General features: G+C 63.0%; 16 protein-coding genes. 8 read left to right on the plus strand and 8 right to left on the minus strand.

The window, feature by feature from the left end:
• Positions 1–298, plus strand: a 298-nt coding sequence (locus tag C2134_RS12990) for a phosphatidylglycerophosphatase A family protein (RefSeq protein ID WP_146042159.1), incomplete at its 5' end; no start/stop codon positions are given.
• 164 nt (positions 299–462) lie between these two features.
• Entirely contained in the window at positions 463–3,576 is a 3,114-nt protein-coding gene (locus C2134_RS12995) for a DNA translocase FtsK (protein WP_233196439.1), read from the plus strand.
• Between the two features lie 69 nt (positions 3,577–3,645).
• On the opposite strand, the gene C2134_RS13000 is transcribed toward C2134_RS12995, so the two are convergent.
• From C2134_RS13000 to C2134_RS13005, 3 genes are all read right to left on the minus strand, one after another.
• Positions 3,646–4,125 carry a hypothetical protein gene (locus C2134_RS13000; protein ID WP_199152768.1) on the minus strand — a complete coding sequence of 160 codons (480 nt, stop codon included), beginning with the start codon at positions 4,123–4,125 and terminating at the stop codon, positions 3,646–3,648.
• A gap of 194 nt (positions 4,126–4,319) precedes the next feature.
• Positions 4,320–4,457 (minus strand): hypothetical protein, encoded by a 138-nt coding sequence (locus tag C2134_RS21565; protein WP_158248768.1) that lies wholly within the window; start codon positions 4,455–4,457, stop codon positions 4,320–4,322.
• A 115-nt stretch (positions 4,458–4,572) separates the two neighbouring features.
• A complete protein-coding gene (locus tag C2134_RS13005; protein ID WP_103320598.1) occupies positions 4,573–5,769 on the minus strand; it encodes a vWA domain-containing protein in 1,197 nt (398 codons plus the stop codon).
• 183 nt (positions 5,770–5,952) lie between these two features.
• On the opposite strand from C2134_RS13005, the gene C2134_RS13010 reads away from it, so the two are divergent.
• The 3 genes from C2134_RS13010 to C2134_RS13020 are packed head-to-tail and all read left to right on the plus strand — an operon-like array spanning position 5,953 to position 9,510.
• Positions 5,953–7,383, plus strand: coding sequence for a coniferyl aldehyde dehydrogenase (locus tag C2134_RS13010; RefSeq protein ID WP_103320599.1), 1,431 nt, complete (start codon positions 5,953–5,955; stop codon positions 7,381–7,383).
• A 1-nt stretch (position 7,384) separates the two neighbouring features.
• A complete protein-coding gene (locus C2134_RS13015) occupies positions 7,385–7,903 on the plus strand; it encodes a twin-arginine translocation signal domain-containing protein (RefSeq protein WP_103320600.1) in 519 nt (172 codons plus the stop codon).
• On the plus strand, positions 7,900–9,510 hold the full coding sequence (locus tag C2134_RS13020) for a GMC family oxidoreductase (RefSeq protein ID WP_233196440.1): 1,611 nt from the start codon (positions 7,900–7,902) through the stop codon (positions 9,508–9,510). The genes C2134_RS13015 and C2134_RS13020 overlap by 4 nt, the downstream gene beginning before the upstream one ends.
• An 85-nt stretch (positions 9,511–9,595) precedes the next feature.
• On the opposite strand, the gene C2134_RS13025 is transcribed toward C2134_RS13020, so the two are convergent.
• Positions 9,596–9,964, minus strand: a complete 369-nt coding sequence (locus C2134_RS13025; protein ID WP_103320601.1) for a CZB domain-containing protein — start codon at positions 9,962–9,964, stop codon at positions 9,596–9,598.
• Between the two features lie 174 nt (positions 9,965–10,138).
• Positions 10,139–12,181 carry a site-specific recombinase gene (locus C2134_RS13030; protein WP_103320602.1) on the minus strand — a complete coding sequence of 681 codons (2,043 nt, stop codon included), beginning with the start codon at positions 12,179–12,181 and terminating at the stop codon, positions 10,139–10,141.
• A gap of 145 nt (positions 12,182–12,326) precedes the next feature.
• Between C2134_RS13030 and C2134_RS13035 the strand changes: the two genes are divergently transcribed.
• Genes C2134_RS13035 through C2134_RS13045 form a run of 3 tightly spaced genes read left to right on the plus strand, consistent with a single transcriptional unit; the run spans position 12,327 to position 14,266 of the window.
• Positions 12,327–12,911 (plus strand): TetR/AcrR family transcriptional regulator, encoded by a 585-nt coding sequence (locus C2134_RS13035; protein WP_103320603.1) that lies wholly within the window; start codon positions 12,327–12,329, stop codon positions 12,909–12,911.
• 51 nt (positions 12,912–12,962) lie between these two features.
• On the plus strand, positions 12,963–13,454 hold the full coding sequence (locus C2134_RS13040; protein WP_233163821.1) for a DUF4442 domain-containing protein: 492 nt from the start codon (positions 12,963–12,965) through the stop codon (positions 13,452–13,454).
• Positions 13,451–14,266: a crotonase/enoyl-CoA hydratase family protein gene (locus tag C2134_RS13045; protein ID WP_199179935.1), complete on the plus strand. Its 816-nt coding sequence runs from the start codon at positions 13,451–13,453 to the stop codon at positions 14,264–14,266. Before C2134_RS13040 ends, C2134_RS13045 begins: the two co-directional genes overlap by 4 nt.
• An 83-nt stretch (positions 14,267–14,349) precedes the next feature.
• On the opposite strand, the gene C2134_RS13050 is transcribed toward C2134_RS13045, so the two are convergent.
• From C2134_RS13050 to C2134_RS13060, 3 genes are all read right to left on the minus strand, one after another.
• Positions 14,350–15,552, minus strand: a complete 1,203-nt coding sequence (locus tag C2134_RS13050; RefSeq protein ID WP_103320605.1) for a branched-chain amino acid ABC transporter substrate-binding protein — start codon at positions 15,550–15,552, stop codon at positions 14,350–14,352.
• A gap of 287 nt (positions 15,553–15,839) precedes the next feature.
• Positions 15,840–16,928, minus strand: coding sequence for a ferrochelatase (hemH, locus tag C2134_RS13055; protein ID WP_103320649.1), 1,089 nt, complete (start codon positions 16,926–16,928; stop codon positions 15,840–15,842).
• 48 nt (positions 16,929–16,976) lie between these two features.
• A complete protein-coding gene (locus tag C2134_RS13060) occupies positions 16,977–19,280 on the minus strand; it encodes a DNA translocase FtsK (RefSeq protein ID WP_103320606.1) in 2,304 nt (767 codons plus the stop codon).
• Positions 19,281–19,326 lie beyond the last annotated feature (46 nt).

Raw genomic sequence — 19,326 nt, forward strand, 5'->3', positions numbered from 1 at the left:
GCCGCTGTTTCTGATCGGCGTCTACGTTTGCGATGTCACCGGCAAAGCGCTGGGCGTGCATGACTATGGCGGCATCGTTTGGGACGAAGTGGTGGGCATGCTGCTGGTGCTGGCCTTTGCGCCAGCCGCCTGGGCGGGCTGGTTGCTGGCTTTCGCGCTGTTCCGGTTATTCGACATCGTCAAGCCATGGCCGATCCGCTGGTTTGATCAGCGTGTCGGCGGCGGTTTCGGCGTGATGATCGACGATGTGATCGCCGCTTTGTTCGCGATCGCCGTGCAGGCGCTGATCTGGCGCTGATTTAGCGCGGGGCTAGGCATGCCCGCTGCCGCCGCGCCGGTAAAACCGTTACAATTCGGACATAAAGTGACAGGCGGCTTGGCGGATGCATCCCATCATCAGGCTGCCATGAATAATACTGCCGCGCGCCAGGCGCGGGCGGATTCGATTCGGGGTTTGCGATTGTGTGGTTTGTAGTCATTGCGTTGGTATTGCTGGGGCTGGCCGGCTGGCTGATCAAGAGCGGCCGGATGCCGCTGGACCGCTTGAAGCAAAAGCTGGATAGTGTGCTCGGCGTGGAGGGGCGCGCCGAGCGTTACGAGCCGGATTATTTCGCAGAAGAAGCCGAGCGGCCGTCGGAAGATGAGCCTGCCATGGCGCCGAAGCCTCCCCGCGAGCCAGCGGCGCAGGTCGCGGCTGCGGAGCCGTCACGCGCCGCGCCCGCTACGCCTGAGCCGCCGCTCGCCACGCCGCGGCCCGCTCCCCGTCAGCGTCCGGCCCCATTCCATGCCAGCGCGGAAAAGCCCCGCGAAACCATCACGTTGCCTAAGCGGCGGCCGCCGCAGTTCAGCGCTCCGCCAGCGGATCTGCCGACGCTGGAGCTTTCCCGCGAGCACCGCAAGAAGCCACGCCAGCAGCCGCGCCTGCCCGAGTCCAGTGATCTGCCGGTAATCGGCCTGTCTGAAATGCAAAGCAATATGCGGCAGGATTATCGACGCCGCCAACGCGTGCGCGGCATCGAGCCGGCGGGCAAGGATGAGAAACCCTTGCCGACGATAGCCAGCCAGGAAGTGCGCGCCGCCGTGGCCAATCTGCATGCGCATCGGCGCGCTCCCGAACCTGCCCCCAGGCCGCTGCCGCCGGTGGAGCTGGTGCCGATTCCGCGATCCAAACCGGAGGCCAAGCCGGAGCCGGTCCGCCCCCTGGTGGTGTTGGAGCACTTGCGCAAGCCGGAACCGGCGGCGCCGAGAATCAGCGCAGACCCTATATGGCGCATCACGCCGACCGAGACGCCGCCACAGCCTGCCCAAGCCACTCCCGGAGATGCCGCTCCTCGCGAGCCGATTGTAGTCAACGCAACGCCGCAGGCTGAAAGTGGAGCCGAGCCAGCGCTGCAGTCGCCGATGCCCCTCCAGGTCGAGGCAGACGGCGCCTCCGCCGAGCCTTGGCCGGTGTTGGGCGCGATTGATGAATCCTCTGTTCAAGAGCAGGCGGCGGAGCCGCAGCCCGCCGCATCGGAGGCCGTTGCCCGTATGGACGGTGATGTTGAGGCCGCGCTCGAGCCGACGACGTTTGAGCCATCGGTGGCTCCGGGACTGGCACCGCTGCCGGCGCCTGTGGCGTCGGAGCGCGTCGAGACGACGGCCATGCGCACGCCGTGGCGCTGGCCGCAGACCCGCGAGGTGTTGCCGTCGCCATCTGACGTCAAGCCGGAAAGTGAGCGGAAAGCCCCCGCGCCCGCGGGTATCGAACCTGCCGCCCCGACCCTGGCGGCGGCTGCCTCCAGCCTGGCTGCCACGCCCATGCCGTGGGTGCTGATGGAGGCGCCGGTAGTTGAGCCGGCATCGGAGCCTGAGGCGGACGTTCCGTCGCAGGCTGAAGCCATCTCGGAAACTGCGCCGCAACCGCTTGCCGTCGCCACATCCGCCGAAGAAGAAGGGGCTGCTCCGGTGGCTGAAGCCGAGCCCGCTGTTTCTTTGCCCTGGGTCTTGATCGACAAGCCGGCCGCTGCGATGCCGGCGCCCGTTGCCGACAACGCGCCGCAATCGGAGTCGGCGCTTGCGCCGGAGCCGGTCCCGCGGTCAAGCTACGATGACGCCATGCTGCCGGGCTTGGATTTGCTGCGGCCGGCCGATGGCGTCCAGGAAGCGTGCAGCCAGGACGAATTGATCGAACGCGGCATCGTGATCGAGGAGAAGTGCGCCGAGTTCAAGGTCAAGGTGAGCGTGGTGGATGCTTACGCCGGCCCGGTGATCACCCGTTACGAGGTGGAGCCGGCGGTGGGCGTGCGCGGCAATCAGGTGGTGAACCTGATGAAAGACCTGTCGCGCGCGCTGGGCCTGGCATCGATCCGCGTGGTGGAAACCATACCGGGCAAGACCTGCATGGGGCTGGAGTTGCCGAATCCCAAGCGGCAGATGATCCGCCTGTCGGAAATCTTCTGCGCCGACGTGTTTCAGCAGAATGCCTCGCGCTTGACCTTGGCGCTGGGCAAGGACATCACCGGCGAGCCGGTGGTGATGGATCTGGCCAAGGCGCCGCACCTGCTGGTGGCGGGCACCACCGGCTCCGGCAAGTCGGTGGGCGTCAACGCGATGATTCTGTCCATGCTGTACAAGGCCACGCCGGATGAAGTGCGCTTCATCATGATCGACCCGAAGATGCTGGAATTGTCGGTCTACAACGATATTCCGCACCTGCTGGCGCCGGTGGTGACCGATATGAAGCTGGCCGCCAACGCGCTCAACTGGTGCGTGGGCGAGATGGAGCGCCGCTATCGGCTGATGAGCGCCATGGGCGTGCGCAATCTGGCCGGCTACAACCAGAAGGTGGCGGAAGCCGCGGCAGCCGGGCGGCGCATCGACAATCCGTTCAGCCTGACGCCGGAAACGCCGGAGCCATTGGACAAGCTGCCTTTCATCGTGGTGGTGGTCGACGAGTTTGCCGACTTGATGATGGTGGCCGGCAAGAAGATCGAGGAGTTGATCGCGCGCCTGGCGCAGAAGGCCCGCGCCGCCGGCATCCACCTGATTCTGGCCACTCAGCGGCCTTCGGTGGACGTGATCACCGGCCTGATCAAGGCCAATATTCCGACGCGGATCGCCTTCCAGGTGTCCAGCAAGGTGGATAGCCGGACCATTCTGGACCAGATGGGCGCCGAATCGCTGCTGGGACAGGGCGACATGCTGTTCCTGCCGCCCGGCACCGGCTATCCGCAGCGCGTGCACGGGGCCTTCGTCACCGACGACGAAGTGCATGCCGTGGTGGAGCACTTGAAGCAGTTTGGCGAGCCGGATTATGTAGAAGGCTTGCTGACCGGAGAAAGCGAAGCGGACGAGGAGTCGGCCGCCGCCACCGCCAAGGCGCAGGCGGCGACGGAAACCGACCCGCTGTACGATGAGGCGGTGGAGATCGTGCTGCGCACGCGCAAACCGTCTATTTCGGGCGTGCAGCGCCATCTGCGCATCGGCTACAACCGCGCGGCTCGGCTGATCGAGGAAATGGAAGCCGCCGGCATCGTCAGCCCGATGGAAAGCAATGGCAACCGGACCGTGCTGGTGCCGCAAAGGGACTTCTAAGCTGTCTGGCTGGCCAAGCAAAAGCGCACCCTCGGGTGCGCTTTTTTCATGGCTGCCGCAGAGGCGGGCTTACGGCCACAGCTGGCAGTATTCGGTATTCGCTTCGTAGTTGCCGCTGACCGAACCATCGGCATTGATCTTCTTGACCCAGCCATTGGGCTGGCGGCGAGTGGGCTGCGCGCCGCAATTGGTATGCACCCAGTGGATGCCGACGCCGCTGGTATACAGCTGGCCGCACAGTTGCAGGCGGTCGCCGGCCTGGATGGTGTTCAGCGGGTACGGCACGTCTTCGCCGGCGGAGTCATAACCGGAGGCGAATACATTGTCCATGGCTACGTCATAGGTGCGGCCGTCTTGGTCCGCTTTCAGGCGGACGTGGGTGTGCGACAGCTCCACGCCATTCAGGTTCTGGCCATAGGCATAGCTGGGGCCGCTCACCACGGTGCCGGTCAGGTAGCTGCCGGCGGCAGCGCGGCAGTCGGATTTGGCGTCGGCCAGGGCGGCCAGGGGCAGGGCGAGCAGACAGGCAGCAAGAACGAGTTTCTTCACGACATGATCCTTTGCGGTTATGAATGACATTGTTTTAATGCGCGGCCATTCTAGTGGCAATCAGTCGTGATTGTGTTGCAGCTTTAAGAAGACATGTGAATTTGTATTTCAAGCGGTTTGCAATGCGTGCTTGGCGCGGCAGCAACAAAAAAGCGCGCCAGAGGCGCGCTTTTGCGGGACAAGACGCGATGGGATCAGCGGCGGCGACGAGTTTGCTCGTCAGTCCGGATGCGGATCGGCACCAGCTTTCCTTGCTGTTGAACCGGGGTAGCCAGCAATTTGGCGACAGCGATCACCGCAATGAACAGGGCGGCTAAAAGAAGGATTTGCATGGTATGACTCCCCGTGGCTGAATCCGAGGCGGGTTTCGGATCATGTGTGGCCGCCTCTGAGTTCATTCTGGGCTACAACTTGCTTGGGACTCAAGCAAAAATTTGTGTGCCGACGTTAATTTTTGACCGGAGCGGCGGTTTTTTTCAGATCGCGCATCGCTTGGTCCAGTCCAGCCAGCGTGAGCGGATGCATTCGTTCTCCCATCAGCTGCTTCAGCATGCTCACAGACTGGGTGTAGGGCCAGGCTTCTTCGGCCAAGGGGTTGAGCCAGACGGCGTGTTTGAAGTGCTCCAGCAGCCGGCGCAGCCAGACTTCGCCGGATTCCTCGTTCATGTGCTCGACGCTGCCGCCGGGGAAGGTGATTTCGTACGGACTCATGCTGGCGTCGCCGACGATGATCAGCTTGTAGTCGCGGCCGAAGGTGTGGATCAGATCCCAGGTGGGGAAGCGTTGGCTGTGGCGGCGGTTGTTGTCCTTCCATACCGATTCGTAGACGCAGTTGTGGAAGTAGAAATACTCCAGGTGCTTGAATTCGGTCTTTACGGCGGAAAACAGTTCCTCGCAGGCGCGGATATGGTCGTCCATCGAGCCGCCCACGTCGAACAGCACAAGAACCTTGACGCTATTGTGCTGTTCGCGCTGCATCTTGATATCCAGCATGCCGGCCTTGCGAGCGGTGGCGGCGATGGTGGCGTCGAGATCCAGCACTTCTTCGGCGCCGTCGCGGGCAAACTCGCGCAGCCGGCGCAGCGCCAGTTTGATGTTGCGGGTGCCTAATTCCGTCTTGTCGTCGAAGTTGCGGAATTCGCGCTGGTCCCACACCTTCACCGCGCGGCGGTGGCGCGACTGGTTCTGGCCTATGCGCACGCCCTCCGGGTTATAGCCCCAGGCGCCGAACGGGCTGGTGCCGCCGGTGCCTATCCACTTGTTGCCGCCCTGGTGGCGTTCCTTTTGCTCCTCCAGCCGCTGGCGCAGGGTTTCCATCAGCTTGTCCCAGCCCATGGCCTGCAGCTGCCGCTTTTCTTCTTCGCTGAGATATTTTTCCACCTGCTTGCGCAGCCAGTCCTCGGGAATGGCGCGCTGCAGGTCATCCAGCGCCATTTCCAGCCCCTGGAAGTGATGGCCGAACACTTGGTCGAAGCGGTCGAAGTATTTTTCGTCCTTGACCAGGGCGGCCCGCGACAGATAGTAAAACTCATCCAGATTGCCGAAGGCGACATTGCGTTGCAGCGCCTCCAACAGCAGCAGGAATTCTTTCAGGGTGACCGGCAGGCCGGCATTGCGCAGCGCGTAAAAGAAATCGATCAGCATGGAGTCAGGCGATGGCTAGAGTGGCGATACTGCCGACGATGATACTACGGACGAGGCCGCGTGGCTGTTTGGACTGAGACATAAGCGGCCGGCATAGTGACAGGCGAGGGGGCTGGTGCTAATCTAGGCTAGAGCGCGAACTCTAAACGGTTGTTCGGCTCTTGCAAGCAAGAAGGATCATACATGGACGCCATCAAAATGCCCACAGAAGCCGAGAGCGCGCTGCTCGAGTCGTTTTCCCGGCTCAAGGCCGTCGCGCGGGCGGCGCCGTATCCGTCAGCGGAAACCCGGCGCGCCTGGCTGGCCGCGTTGGAACGCTTGATGCAGGAAAACCGCCAGGCGCTGGTTGACGCCGTCAGCCGCGATTTCGGTCATCGCAGCGATGTGGAAACCCGCCTGGCGGAGCTCTTCCCTTCACTGGAAGGAGTGCGCCATGCCCGTCGCCATTTGCGAACCTGGATGAAGCCACGCCGCCGCAGCGTTTCCATCTGGTTCCAACCGGCCAGCGCCAGCGTGATTCCGCAGCCGCTGGGCGTGGTCGGCGTGGTGGTGCCGTGGAATTATCCGCTGTTTCTGTCTTTTGGCCCTGTCGCCGCTGCGCTGGCGGCAGGCAACCGAGTCATGGTCAAGATGTCCGAATACACGCCGGCCACGGGCGAGCTGCTGCAAAAGCTGGCGCGGCAGTATTTCGGCGATGATCTGCTGACGGTGGTGAATGGCGACGCCGAGCTGGCCCAGGCCTTCACCCGGCTGCCGTTCGATCATCTGCTGTTCACCGGTTCCACCGCGGTAGGCCGCCATGTGATGCGCGCGGCGGCAGAAAACCTGACGCCGGTGACGCTGGAGCTTGGAGGCAAGTCTCCGGCGCTGGTGGCGCGCGGCGCCAATCTCAAACGCGCGGCGGAAGCCATCGTCGCCGGCAAGATGCTGAACGCCGGGCAGACCTGCGTGGCGCCGGATTATCTGCTGGTCAATGCCAAGGATTGCGAGGCGCTGCTCGAGGAGATCCGCGCCGCCGCCAAGCGCATGTATCCGACGCTGGCGGACAACCCGGATTACAGCGCCATCGTCAATCAACGGCATTACAGCCGGCTGCAATGCTGGTTGGATGCCGCCCGCCAGGCCGGGGCCCGCATCGAGAGCCTGAGCCCCGACGGCGAGGCGGCGGAGGGCAGCCGCAAGCTGCCGTTGACGCTGGTGCAAAACTGCCCGGATGACTGCGAGTTGATGCGCGAGGAGATTTTTGGCCCCATCCTGCCGGTGGTCAGCTACGACAAGTTCGACGAGGCGCTGGCCTATATCAACGCCCGGCCGCGGCCGCTGGCCTTGTATTTGTTCGACGATGACGCTTTGCGCGTCGAGCGGGTGCTGAAAGAAACGGTTTCAGGCGGCGTCAGCGTCAACGACACCCTGCTGCATGTGGTGCAGGAGAGCCTGCCGTTCGGCGGCGTTGGCCCTTCCGGCATGGGGCATTACCATGGGCGCGAGGGTTTTCTGACCTTTTCCAAGCTCAAGCCGGTATTCCGGCAGAGCCGTCTGGCCGGCACCTGGATGACCCGGCCGCCTTATGGCCGCCTGGTGGAGTGGATGTTGAAGTTGATGTTGCGGCGCTGACATGCCAAGCAGACGACAGTTTTTGCAGACGGGCGCGCTGGGCGCGGCGGCCTTGGCGCTGGCAGGCTATCTGGCGGCGCCGGCAGTCGAAGACTCGGCTCAAACGGAATGGGGCGCGCTGCGCTGGCTGCGGCCGGCGGATGCGCAGATCATCGCCGCGCTGGCGCCGGTGATGCTGGGGCTTCGTGACCTGCCGCTGGCCGCCGTTGTCGCGGGCGTGGACCAGGCGGTGGCCGGACTGCCGCCGGCCAGCCGCGACGAAGTGCGGCAGCTGTTTGATCTGTTGGGCAATCGTTGGGCAAGGCGTTGGCTGGCCGGCGTGCCCGCGCCGTGGGGGCAGGCTGCGCCGGATGCGCTGGCCAGCTTTCTGCAAAGCTGGCGCAACAGCCGCTTTCTGCTGCTGCGCAGCGCCTATCAAGGACTCCATCAATTGATCAATGCCGCCTGGTATGGAAACCCGGCAAGCTGGGCGGCCATAGGCTATCAGCAGCCTGCCATGGTGATGGAGCGTTTGCCGTGAGCGATAAAATAGTCGATCCCATACGGCAGGGCATCGCGGGAGGCTGGAAGGTCATCGATGGCGCGGCGCAGCGCCAGGATCTCAAGCTGGAAGCCGATGTGGTGATCATAGGGAGCGGTGCCGGCGGCGGCATCACGGCCGAGGTGCTGAGCCAGGCCGGGTTGGATGTGCTGATTCTGGAAGAAGGCGGCCTGTATAGTTCGTCCGATTTCCGCTTGAGCGAGGCGAAAGCCTATCCGCAGTTGTACCAGGAATCGGCCGCGCGCCAGACAGCGGACAAGGGCATATCGATTCTGCAGGGCCGCGCGGTTGGCGGCGGCACCACGGTCAACTGGACCAGTTCGTTCCGTACGCCGGGCGATACTCTGCGCTGGTGGCGGGATCAGCACGGCCTGACGGCTCTCAGCGAAGACGCCATGCGGCCGTGGTTCGACAAAGTCGAGCAGCGGCTGGGCATCGCGCCTTGGCAGGGTGAGCCGAACGCCAACAATCTGGTGCTGGAGCGCGGCTGTCTGGCGCTGGGGCTGCGCCACGCCCGGATCAGCCGCAATGTGCGCGGTTGCTGGAATTTGGGGTATTGCGGCATGGGTTGTCCGACCAATGCCAAGCAATCCATGCTGGTGACCTGTATTCCCGCCGCGCTGGACAAGGGCGCGCGGCTGTTGACGCGGGCTCGGGTAGACCGCTTGCAGCCTGACCAGGCGCAGCGCCGCATCGCCGAGGTGCAGGGCAGCCTGCTGTCGGCCGACGGGGTTACGCCCAGCGGGCGCACATTGTCGGTGCGCGCGCGCCATGTGGTGCTGGCGGCCGGCGCGATCGGCACGCCCGCCATCATGCTGCGCAGCGGACTGGCCGACCCGTCCGGCTTGACCGGAAAACGCACCTTTCTGCATCCGGTGGCGCTGTCTGCAGCGCTGATGCCGGAGCGGGTGGAGCCTTACAATGGCGCGCCGCAAACCGTCTATTCCGACCATTACATGCATACCCAGCCGCTGGATGGCCCGCTTGGCTTCAAGCTGGAGGTGCCGCCTATCCATCCTTTGCTCGCCAGCGTGACGTTTCCGGGCTTCGGCCCGGAGCAGGCCGGGCTGTGGCGCAAGTTTCCGCATCTGCATGCCACCTTGGCGCTGCTGCGTGATGGCTTCAATGAAGACAGCGTCGGCGGCGAAGTGAAGCTGCGCGGCGATGGCTCGCCGCTGCTTGATTATCCGCTGAATGACGTGTTGTGGGATGGCGTGCGGCGCAGTTGGCTGGCGATGGCGGAGATACAGTTCGCGGCCGGCGCGAAAATCGTGCTGCCCTTGCACGAGCAGTCCAATCCGGCAAGCCGTCTTGGCCAGGCCAAGGCGATGATAGAGGCACTGCCCTTGCAGGCGCTGCAGGCCAAGTTAGTCAGCGCCCATGTCATGGGCGGCATGGCGATGGGCGACGATCCGGCGCGCAGCGTGGTCGATGACCATGGACGCCACTGGTCATGGCGCAATCTGACGGTGGCGGATGGTTCGATATTTCCCACCAGCATAGGCGCCAATCCGCAGCTTTCCATCTATGCCTTTGCCTGGCGGGCGGCGATGGCCTTGTCTGCGCAGCTGGCTAGGCGAAGTTAGGGGCGGCTCGCCAGGCTTGATGAGGCGGGGCGCACTGGCTGCATCATCGATTCTGGAAAGCCGCATCCAAACGCGGCCGTGATGTTCATGCGGACTCTGGCTTGTCCTCGCCTATCGCCTGCCGCAGCAGGTGGATTGACGAAGCGGCCGCGCTGATCGCCACATCCAGGGCATCATCGTCCAAGGCGCGCGCCGCGTCTTGAAACCGGCGCTGATTGATCAGGCGCGCGATCTGGCCGGCTTCGCGATGGAGCATGGCATGGCGGCTGATGCAGGTCTGCAGGATGCCCAGGCCGCCATAGGCGCCTTTGGCATGACTGTGCAGCCATTGGCCCAGTTCGCAGCGGTCGTCACGGGAGACCGTATCAGCATCCAGGGTGTTCTGCCTGGACAGCGCTTCTTTCAGGCATTGTTTCAACTCGGCGTGGTTGGCTAGTTCTTGTTCCAAATCCATGGCTACCTCGGCAGGCCGGTGGCGACCGGGCGAGCCATCCTGCGCAACTCGCCGGGTTCGAGAGATCAGTATCCTAGGTATTTATAACTAGAAGATCGCCGATTGTCTGCGTTAGAACTTAGATTCTGGCATGACGAACCAAGCGCCAGCGTATGCGCTAGCGCCTGGCGCGGGTCAGTTCTTGGTGGTGTCGGCCGGCGCAGTTTCGGCTTCCGCGGCCGGCGCCACAGAAGCGGGAGGGATGAAGAAGCGCAGCGGCTGGCGCAGGAAGCTCTTGGCCAGCATGGGAATCAGCGGCAGCAGCAGCGAACCGGACAGCTTGCGCGAGCGCAACGCCACCCACAGCGCGAGGAAGAAGCTGACCGCCAGGTTGACCACGCCGATCAAGGCTACCCCGGCGACGCCCAGCAGCACGACGGTCAGCGGCACCTGGAAATCCAGCGCCACGGTGGCGAAGGCAAGGTTCGCCGACGAGAAGGTGATGTGGCGGATATCCAGCGGCAGGCCCAGGATGGTGCCTATGGTGCCGGTCAGACCCAGGAACATGCCGAAGTAGAAGTTGCCGGCCAGCGCGCCCAGATTATGCTCGATGTAATGCCCAAGCCGCCAGGCGCGGTTCTCTCCCAGCACCTTGCGCAGCAGGCGGTGGCCGGCGATCCGCTCCGGAATGCGCCGGTAGATGGCCTTGTTGTCGTAGTAGCCGGCGATCAGGCCAGACAGGAACAGGAATATCCCGGCGATGGCGGCGTGCGGCAGTGCCAGGCTGTGGATGGGATCGATCTCGTGCAGCAGCTTTTGCGCCTTGGCAGCGTCGACCACCGGCGCGCCGAACAGCGCGTTCCAGCCCAGCGCGATCAGCGCCGCCGTCGGGATGGCCAGCATCACGTTGCCCATGATGGCGACGAACTGGGTGCGCACCACCTTGACGATCAGCTCCGCCAGTTGTTCCAGCTGCTTCTTGCGGCCGTGTTGTTCATGCAAGACCGCGGCCAACCGGGCCGCCGTCATGGCCGGCTGCTTGGTGGCGATGGTGAAGTGCAGGATCTGCACGATGATGAAGCCGATGGCGTAGTTCAGGCCAAAGCCTATGCCCTCCCACAGCAGCGGAAGGTGGCCGCGCGCCAGCATCAGCTTGATCAGGGCCATGAAGCCGACGATGAAGCCCGCGCCCATCGCCGCCTTGCCCATCTTGGACCAGTCGCGGCGGTCTTCTGCGATGTAATGCTCGCCGTGGCGGCCGGCGTGCTCGGTTACCTGCAGCGCCAGCAGTTCGGTATTGGATTTGAACAGGTCGCGCACGCTGTACTTGCGGTTTTCGGCGCGGGCGAAATCCACCAGCAGGCGGAACAGCTGCGGTCGCTGCGCCGGATCATGTTCCGGAGATAGCAGCTCCAGCAGCGCGCGCAGCCGCGCGATGCTTTGCGCCAGGCGCAGGCTGTGATAGGTCAGATTGACTGAGATGCCGTAGCGCGCGGCGTTTTTGCGTACCCGGCCCAGGATGGCCTCGCACTGCTCCAGCAGCACCAGCACCTGTTTTTCGTCTTCCGGCGGCGGCACGCCATCCACCAGCGCCTGCCGATAGCTGTCGACGTAACGCTGCACTTCGGCGTTCAGGTGCATGAAAGGCGAGGCGAAGCGTTCCACTTCCGGACACACCCGCACCAGTTCCGGCTCCAGGCCGATGGCGGTGATGCGCGCCGACAGCACCTGCACTGATTCCAGCAATTGCAGGCGCGTCTGGCGCTCGCTGTCCTGGCGCGGCGTTTCATGCCAGGCCATGGCGCGCCACAGGGCGTGCCAGGTGACGTCCGGCACCGCGCCCAGCCATTGGTAATCATCCTGTCGGTTGAACAGCAGGCCGAAGCGGTCGCGCAGGGAGTCGGGGTTGTAGGGCATGGGCAGCATGCGCTCGCCCAGGCGGTGCAGCAGGGTGGCGCCGAAGCCGTCATTGGCCAGAATGCCGGCCTCGGTGTACAGCGGAATCTGCCGGCTCTCCGCCAGCAGCGTGCTGAGCGACTGCCGCAATGCCTGGCGGTAGTCGGCGTGATGTTCCAGCAGGAAGGACAGCGCCTGCAGGCTGATGGTCGCCTGTTGAGGCGCTTGTCGCTTATCGGGTCGCAGCGCGGCGATCAGCCCCGCCAGGGCTTCGGTCTGGCCGGGTTCGCGGCACAGGCGGCGCAGGGCGGATTCCAGATCGGGAGCAATGTGTTCGGTCATGTTTTGGCAGAATGGGCGCGCGGGGCGCGCGTTTCGGGAATAGGAGCAGCCATCATTTTAGTTTATGTGGCACCGCTCCGGACAGAGGAACGCCGCAGCGGGAGCGGCGATTGACACCTTACTAACCAGTAAGTAGAGTGTTTCGATGCATAATGGTTCCGACAGCAAAACCGACACCCGCAAGCGCATTCTCGATCTGGCCGAGGAGTTGCTGCTGACGCGCGGCTTCAACGGTTTCAGTTACCAGCACATCAGCAGCGAGCTGGGTGTGCGCAATGCCGCCATCCATTACCATTTTCCCAAAAAAAACGATCTGGGGGTGGCGTTGATCCAGCGCTATCGCCGGCGTTTTCAACGCTTTATCGAGCAGCAGGCCGGCTGGGGCGCAGCCGAGCAGTTGGAAAGCTACTTCGGACTGTCGGACCAGTATTACCAGCAACGCAAGCAGATCTGCCCCAGCGGAATTTTCAGCACCGAATTCCAAACGCTGCCGGAAGACATGCGGCAGGAAGCCGCCGCCTTCATCGACGAGATGCGGCAGTGGGCGGTGGCCATCGTGCGCAAGGGCCGCGAAGTCGGCGCCATGCGCTATGCCGGCACCCCGGAAGCGGTAGGCATGCTGCTGTTCGCCGCGCTGCAGGGCGGCTTGCAGTTGGCGCGCATCGACGAGAACGCATTGCCGCTGTTGAAGGAGCAGGCAAGGGTGATGCTGGGCCTGAAACAAATATAACGACACGAGAACCATAATAGAGGGGGTAGCATGGAGTATCGCAAGAACAGCATGAGTCGTATCGCGGACAAAGTCGGCAAGTTGCCGGTAGGCTGGCGCCGGCCTGTGCTGTCGATGATGTTCGGCAAGATCGTCCCGTTCCTGGCCACCGCGGGCCTGCGCTTCGAGGAAGTCGGCCATGACCGGCTGACGGTATCGATCCGCAATCGCAAGAAAGTGCAGAACCATATCCGCGGCGTCCATGCGGCGGCGATGGCCTTGCTGGCGGAAACCTCCACCGGCTTTGTGGTGGGGATGAATATGCCCGACGACAAGCTGATGCTGCTCAAATCGATGAAGGTCAACTACATCAAGCGCTCGCAGGGCGATATGCGAGCCGTGGCGACGCTGACCCCGCAACAGATCCAGTCCATGTACGATCAGGACAAGGGCGAAGTGCTGGTTGCCGTGAACGTCACCGACGAATCGGGCGAGTCGCCCATCGTCTGCGAGATGCTGTGGGCCTGGATTCCCAAAAAACGTCCCGAGGTAAGCGCGGCATGATCTCTTTGCAAACGCTGACGGTTGAGCTTGACGACAAGGTGGCGCTGATCCGCTTCAATCGCGCCGACAAGGCCAATGCTTTGAATTGGCAGATGTGGCAGGACTTGCGCAGCGCCATGGACTGGGCCGATGGCGAGCCTTCGGTGCGGGTGGTGGTGTTGGCTGGCAACGGCAAGCACTTTTGCTCCGGCATCGATCTGACCATGATGGTGGGGCTGCAGTCGCAGATCGACGACAAATGCGAGGCGCGCAAGCGCGACAAGCTGCGCCGCCTCATTCTGGACCTGCAGGACTGCGTGAGCAGCCTGGAGCGTTGCCGCAAGCCGGTGATCGCCGCGATCCACGGCGCCTGTCTGGGCGGCGGGCTGGACATCGCGCTGGCCGCGGATTTCCGCCTGGCGGCCAAGGATGCGGTATTCGGCGTGCGCGAAGTGGATATCGGCATGGTGGCGGATGTCGGTTCTTTGCAGCGGCTGCCTCGGGTCGTCGGGGAAGGCGTGGCGCGCGAGATGGCGCTGACCGGACGCGATGTGGTGGCGGACGAGGCGCTGGATGTCGGCTTGGTCAACCGGGTGCTGGCGGACGAAGAGGCCCTGCTGGCCGCCGCCATGCAAAGCGCCTGGCTGATTGCCGGCAAGTCCCCGCTGGCGGTGCGCGGCACCAAGGAAGTGATGAACTACAGCCGCGATCGCAGCGTGGCCGATGGGCTGCAGTTTGTCGCGGGATGGAACGCGGCGATGCTGATCTCGGAAGACATTCAGAAAGCCGCGATGGCGGCGATGATGAAGCAGCAGGTCAGCTTCCGCGATTGATGGGCGGGCATGGCCGCCGCTGGATCCGGCGGAATAAAAAAAAGAGGCGCCGGTGGCGCCTCTTTCTGTTTCCATCTCTGCGCTTACTTGGCTTCGCCGCCGACGGTGGACACCACTTCCCACTTGCCGTTCTTCACCTGGTACACGGTGACGGCGCCGTTCTTGATGTCGCCCTTGTCGTCAAAGGCGATGTGGCCGGTCACGCCCTGATAGTCGGTCTTGCCCACTTCCGGCAGATAGACTTTCGGGTCGGAGGACTTGGCGCGCTTCATCGCGTCAACCAGCACCATCACGGCGTCGTATTCAAACGGCGCGTAGATCTGCACGTCGGTGTTGAATTCCTTCTTGAACTTGTCGTCGAAGGCCTTGAAGCCCGGCATCTTGTCGCGCGAAATGCCGCAGCTGGAGGCGTATTGGCCATCGGAAGCGTCGCCGGCCAGCTTGATGAACTCCGGAGTCTGCCAGCCGTCGCCGCCCATCAGCTTGGCCTTGATGCCTAGGCGCTGCATCTGCTTGGCCAGCGGGCCGGCCTGCGCGTCCATGCCGCCGTAGAACACCAGGTCAGGCTTGGTGGACTTGATCGAGGTCAGGATGGCGTTGAAGTCGGTGGCGGTGTTGTTGGTGAACTCGCGCTTGACCACTTCCGCGCCATTGGCTTTGACCGAACCCTCGAACTGGTCGGCCAGGCCTTGGCCGTAGGCGGTGCGATCGTCAATGATGGCGATCTTCTTGGCCTTCAGCTCCTTGGTGGCGAACTCGCCCAGCGCCTTGCCTTGCTGCACGTCGTTGGCGATCACGCGGAAGGTGGTCTTGAAGCCCTGCTTGGTGTAGTCCGGGTTGGTGGCGGACGGGGAGATTTGCGGAATGCCGGCATCGGAGTAGATCTTGGAGGCCGGGATGGTGGTGCCGGAGTTCAAGTGGCCAACGACGCCCACTACGCCGGCGTCAACCAGGCGCTGCGCGACTTGCGTGCCGATTTTCGGGTCGCCCTGGTCGTCTTCCGACACCAGTTCGAACTTGACCTTCTTGCCGCCGATCTCGACGCCTTGGGCGTTCAGGTCTTCAATGGCCAGCTTGGCGCCGTATTCGTTGTCCTTGCCCAGGTGGGAGATCGGACCCGACATCGGCGAAACCTGGCCGATCTTGACGGTGGAGCTGTCGCCGCCGGAAGCGGCTTGGGCAGGAGCGGAGGCGGCCTGTCCCGAGGCCGGCTGTTCCTGTTTGCTGCAGGCAACCATGGCGAGCGCGGCGGTGGCGATCAGGCTGAGGCGAGCATATTTATTCATAGAGATTTCCCCTGAATCTTTCTGTGTAGACTTTGATGATCTCTTTCGGTAAACCAACTACACCTTTTTGCGGTGGTCAGTTGCAACTGATTATGGTGACCAGTTTATCGGGGTGTCAATGTGGAATGCCGCAGACCTAGTGAATATAGGATTATTATTTACATTTTGCGCAAAACAAATTGAAAACGGGCATGTCGCGAAAATCGCAATATGCCCGATGACGGTTTTTTGTCTTTGATTTGTAAGGATTTGTCAGAATGAGGGGCGCGGTCGTCTTGCGCTTGATGTCAGTGGGTTGCCCCCATGTCATGGGCGCGGGCGGCGCGGGTACGGCCATCTTCTGCCGGCTTTTCCAGCCAACCCGGCAGATTGTTTTTTACAATTGTCGCCAAGCCGGTGATCCATTGCGGGTCTTCGTTCAGGCAGGGGATGTAGCGGAATTCGCCACCGCCGTTGCTGAGAAAGGTTTCCTTGCCTTCCATGGCGATTTCTTCCAGCGTTTCCAGACAATCGCCGACAAAGCCCGGGCAAATGACATCCACTTTGCCGGTTTTCTCCTTGCCTAGCTGGGCCAGCACTTCGCTGGTATACGGTTTGAGCCATTCGGTGCGGCCGAAGCGGCTCTGGAAAGTGATGACGTATTGATCCGGCCGCAGTTGCAGGGCCTCAGCCAGCAGGCGGCCGGTTTTCTGGCATTCGCAGTGATACGGATCGCCCTTGTCGCGTGTGAAGCGCGGCACGCCGTGGAAGCTCATCACCAGCTTGTCCGGCTGTTGGCCGTATTGCCAGTGCTTGCGCACCTGCGCAGCCAAGGCGGCGATATAGCCCGGATCGTCGTGAAAATGCCGCACGGTGCGGACTTCCGGCATATTGCGCAGCCGCGTCAAGACGCGGAAGGCTTCATCCAACGCGGTGGCGCTGGACGAGGCGGCATATTGCGGATACAGCGGCAGCAGGAGCAGCTTTTCCACGCCTTGCTCGCGCATTTTGCCGATGACGCTTTCGATGGACGGATTGCCATAGCGCATCGCGTAATCCACCACCAAGTCGCGCAACCCCATTTCGCCCAGCTGGCCTTTGAGCAATTTGGCCATATTGCGGGTGTGCAGCAGCAGCGGCGAGCCGTCCTTGGTCCAGATGCTGGCGTACTTCTTGGCCGATTGCTTGGGACGGGTGTTGAGGATGATGCCGTTGAGGATCAGCCACCATGGCAGGCGCGGAATCTCGATCACGCGCGGATCGGACAGGAATTGCTTCAGATACGGGCGCAGCGCCTGCGGGGTAGGCGCGTCTGGCGTCCCCAGGTTCATCAGCAGCACGCCGATTTTGGGCGTGTAATCGTGGCGGAATGCGGGTTCGGGCAGATAGCGGGGCATGGCCATCCTTATTGATATCGAAGAAAGGGCGCGCGGCGCCCCGAGGGCTTAATCGTCTTGCCGGGCCGGCGCCAGCACGGTGCGGTTGCCATTGCTTTCCATCGGCGAAACCAGGCCGGCGCTTTCCATCTGCTCGATCAGCCGCGCCGCGCGGTTATAGCCTATGCGCAGATGGCGCTGCACCGAGGAGATCGATGCTTTGCGCGTTTTGACCACGATGGCGACGGCTTCGTCGTACAGCGGGTCGGACTCGGCATCGCTTTCGCCGTCGATGCCGGCGCCGGCGGCGCTGTCGTCTCCGTCAGCCTGGCCGGTGAGGATGCCTTCGATGTAGTCCGGTTCGCCGGTTGTCTTCAGGAACTCCACTACGTGGTGGACTTCCTCGTCGGATACGAAGGCGCCATGCACGCGGTTGGGGTAGCCGGTGCCCGGCGGCAGGAACAACATATCGCCCTGTCCCAGCAAGGCTTCCGCGCCCATCTGGTCCAGAATGGTGCGGCTGTCTATCTTGCTGGATACCTGGAAGGCGATCCGCGTCGGAATATTGGCCTTGATCAGGCCGGTGATGACGTCGACCGATGGCCGCTGGGTGGCCAGAATCAGGTGGATGCCGGCGGCGCGGGCTTTCTGCGCCAGGCGGGCGATCAGCTCCTCGATCTTTTTGCCCGCCACCATCATCAGGTCGGCCAGTTCGTCAATCACCACCACCACCAGCGGCAGGGTGTCCAGCGGCTCGGGCGTTTCCGGCGTCAGGCTGAACGGATTGGGAATCTTCTCGCCGCTCTTTTCGGCATCTTTGATCTTTTGGTTGAAGCCCGCCAGATTGCGCACGCCCAGCTTGGACATCAGCTTGTAGCGGCGCTCCATCTCGCCGACGCACCAGTTCAGCGCGTTGGCTGCCTGCTTCATATCGGTCACCACCGGCGCCAGCAGGTGCGGGATGCCTTCGTAGACAGATAGCTCCAGCATTTTCGGGTCTACCATGATCAGCCGCACTTCCTTGGGCGTGGCCTTGTACAGCAGCGACAGAATCATCGCGTTGATCGCCACCGATTTGCCGGAGCCGGTGGTGCCGGCCACCAGCACGTGCGGCATTTTGGCCAGGTCGGCCGATACCGGCTGACCGGCGATGTCCTTGCCGAAGGCGATGGTGAGCTTGGACGCCATGTTCTGGTAGCTGTCCGAGCCTATGATCTCGGTCAGGCGGACGATCTGGCGTTTGGGGTTAGGCAGCTCCAGACCCATATAGGTCTTGCCCGGTATGGTTTCCACTACCCGGATGGAGACCAGCGACAGCGCGCGCGCCAAATCCTTCATCAAATTGACGATCTGCGCGCCCTTGACGCCGACGGCGGGTTCGATCTCGTAGCGGGTGATCACCGGGCCGGGATAGGCGGCGATCACCTTCACCTCCACGCCAAAGTCCGCCAGCTTGCGCTCGATCAGCCGCGATGTGTACTCCACGGTCTCCTGCGATACCGGCTCCTGCTGCTCCTTGGGCGCGTCGAGCAGGCTCAGGCCGGGCAGGGCGGCGTCCTTGGGGTCGGCGAACAGCGATTGTTGCACCGGCTTCTGCGCCTTGGCCGATACCGGCACGTCTAGCACCGGCGGTTCGATGCGAACCGGCGCGGCTTCTTCAATCTTCTTCTTGGCGACGGAAACCTTCTCTTCGCGCTTCTGCGCGGTTTCCTTGCCGATTTCCCTGTCTTTTTTCGCTTGCCAGCTCTGCCAAAGATTAATGACTCCGTCTTCGATCGCGCCGCCTATTTTTTCCATCAGGTCCAGCCAGGACAGGCCGGTGAACAGGGAAAAGCCGATGGCGGACAGCACGCCCAGCAACAGATAGGCGCCGGACAGCCCCAGGCCATGGGCAAAGTGCTTGCCCAGGTAGTGGCCCAGCATGCCGCCCGCGTCCAGCGGCAGCGTCACCATTTTGCCATCCAGCACAATGGCCTCGAAGCTGGCGCTGGAAAGCAGCAACAGGAAGAAGCCGCCGACGGCGGCGGCGGTGATGGGATTGAACTTGAAGCCCAGGCTTTCGATTCGGCGGTAACCCCAGCCTATGGCTACCAGGCAGAACACCACCAGCCACCAAGCGGAGAAGCCGAAGACATACAGCAGCATGTCGGACAGCCAAGCGCCGAACGAACCGCCGTAATTGCGCACGGTGGGGTCGGATGAGCTGTGCGACCAGGACGGGTCAAGCGGCGAATAGCTGGCCAGCACCAGCACCAGATAGACAGCCGCCACCGCCATCAGCAGCCACCATGCTTCGCGGAGCAGGGAGACCAGCTGCGGCGGCAGCGGTGTTTGATTATTCTTGACTACGGCCTTGCGCTTGAAAAATCGCATTTTTTTCATATTTGGCTATGACAGCTGCTGATTATAGCCTGATGTG

This window comes from Chromobacterium sinusclupearum (genome assembly GCF_002902845.1).
GTDB classification, from domain to species: domain Bacteria; phylum Pseudomonadota; class Gammaproteobacteria; order Burkholderiales; family Chromobacteriaceae; genus Chromobacterium; species Chromobacterium sinusclupearum.

Excerpts from the sequence above, each read along its gene's own strand:
- C2134_RS21565 (WP_158248768.1), bottom strand. The coding sequence starts at position 4,457 with ATGCAAATCCTTCTTTTAGCCGCCCTGTTCATTGCGGTGATCGCTGTC.
- C2134_RS13005 (WP_103320598.1), bottom strand. The coding sequence starts at position 5,769 with ATGCTGATCGATTTCTTTTACGCGCTGCGCAATGCCGGCCTGCCGGTC.
- C2134_RS13010 (WP_103320599.1), top strand. The coding sequence starts at position 5,953 with ATGGACGCCATCAAAATGCCCACAGAAGCCGAGAGCGCGCTGCTCGAG.
- C2134_RS13015 (WP_103320600.1), top strand. The coding sequence starts at position 7,385 with ATGCCAAGCAGACGACAGTTTTTGCAGACGGGCGCGCTGGGCGCGGCG.
- C2134_RS13025 (WP_103320601.1), bottom strand. The coding sequence starts at position 9,964 with ATGGATTTGGAACAAGAACTAGCCAACCACGCCGAGTTGAAACAATGC.
- C2134_RS13030 (WP_103320602.1), bottom strand. The coding sequence starts at position 12,181 with ATGACCGAACACATTGCTCCCGATCTGGAATCCGCCCTGCGCCGCCTG.
- C2134_RS13035 (WP_103320603.1), top strand. The coding sequence starts at position 12,327 with ATGCATAATGGTTCCGACAGCAAAACCGACACCCGCAAGCGCATTCTC.
- C2134_RS13040 (WP_233163821.1), top strand. The coding sequence starts at position 12,963 with ATGAGTCGTATCGCGGACAAAGTCGGCAAGTTGCCGGTAGGCTGGCGC.
- C2134_RS13045 (WP_199179935.1), top strand. The coding sequence starts at position 13,451 with ATGATCTCTTTGCAAACGCTGACGGTTGAGCTTGACGACAAGGTGGCG.
- C2134_RS13050 (WP_103320605.1), bottom strand. The coding sequence starts at position 15,552 with ATGAATAAATATGCTCGCCTCAGCCTGATCGCCACCGCCGCGCTCGCC.
- hemH (WP_103320649.1), bottom strand. The coding sequence starts at position 16,928 with ATGCCCCGCTATCTGCCCGAACCCGCATTCCGCCACGATTACACGCCC.
- C2134_RS13060 (WP_103320606.1), bottom strand. The coding sequence starts at position 19,280 with ATGCGATTTTTCAAGCGCAAGGCCGTAGTCAAGAATAATCAAACACCG.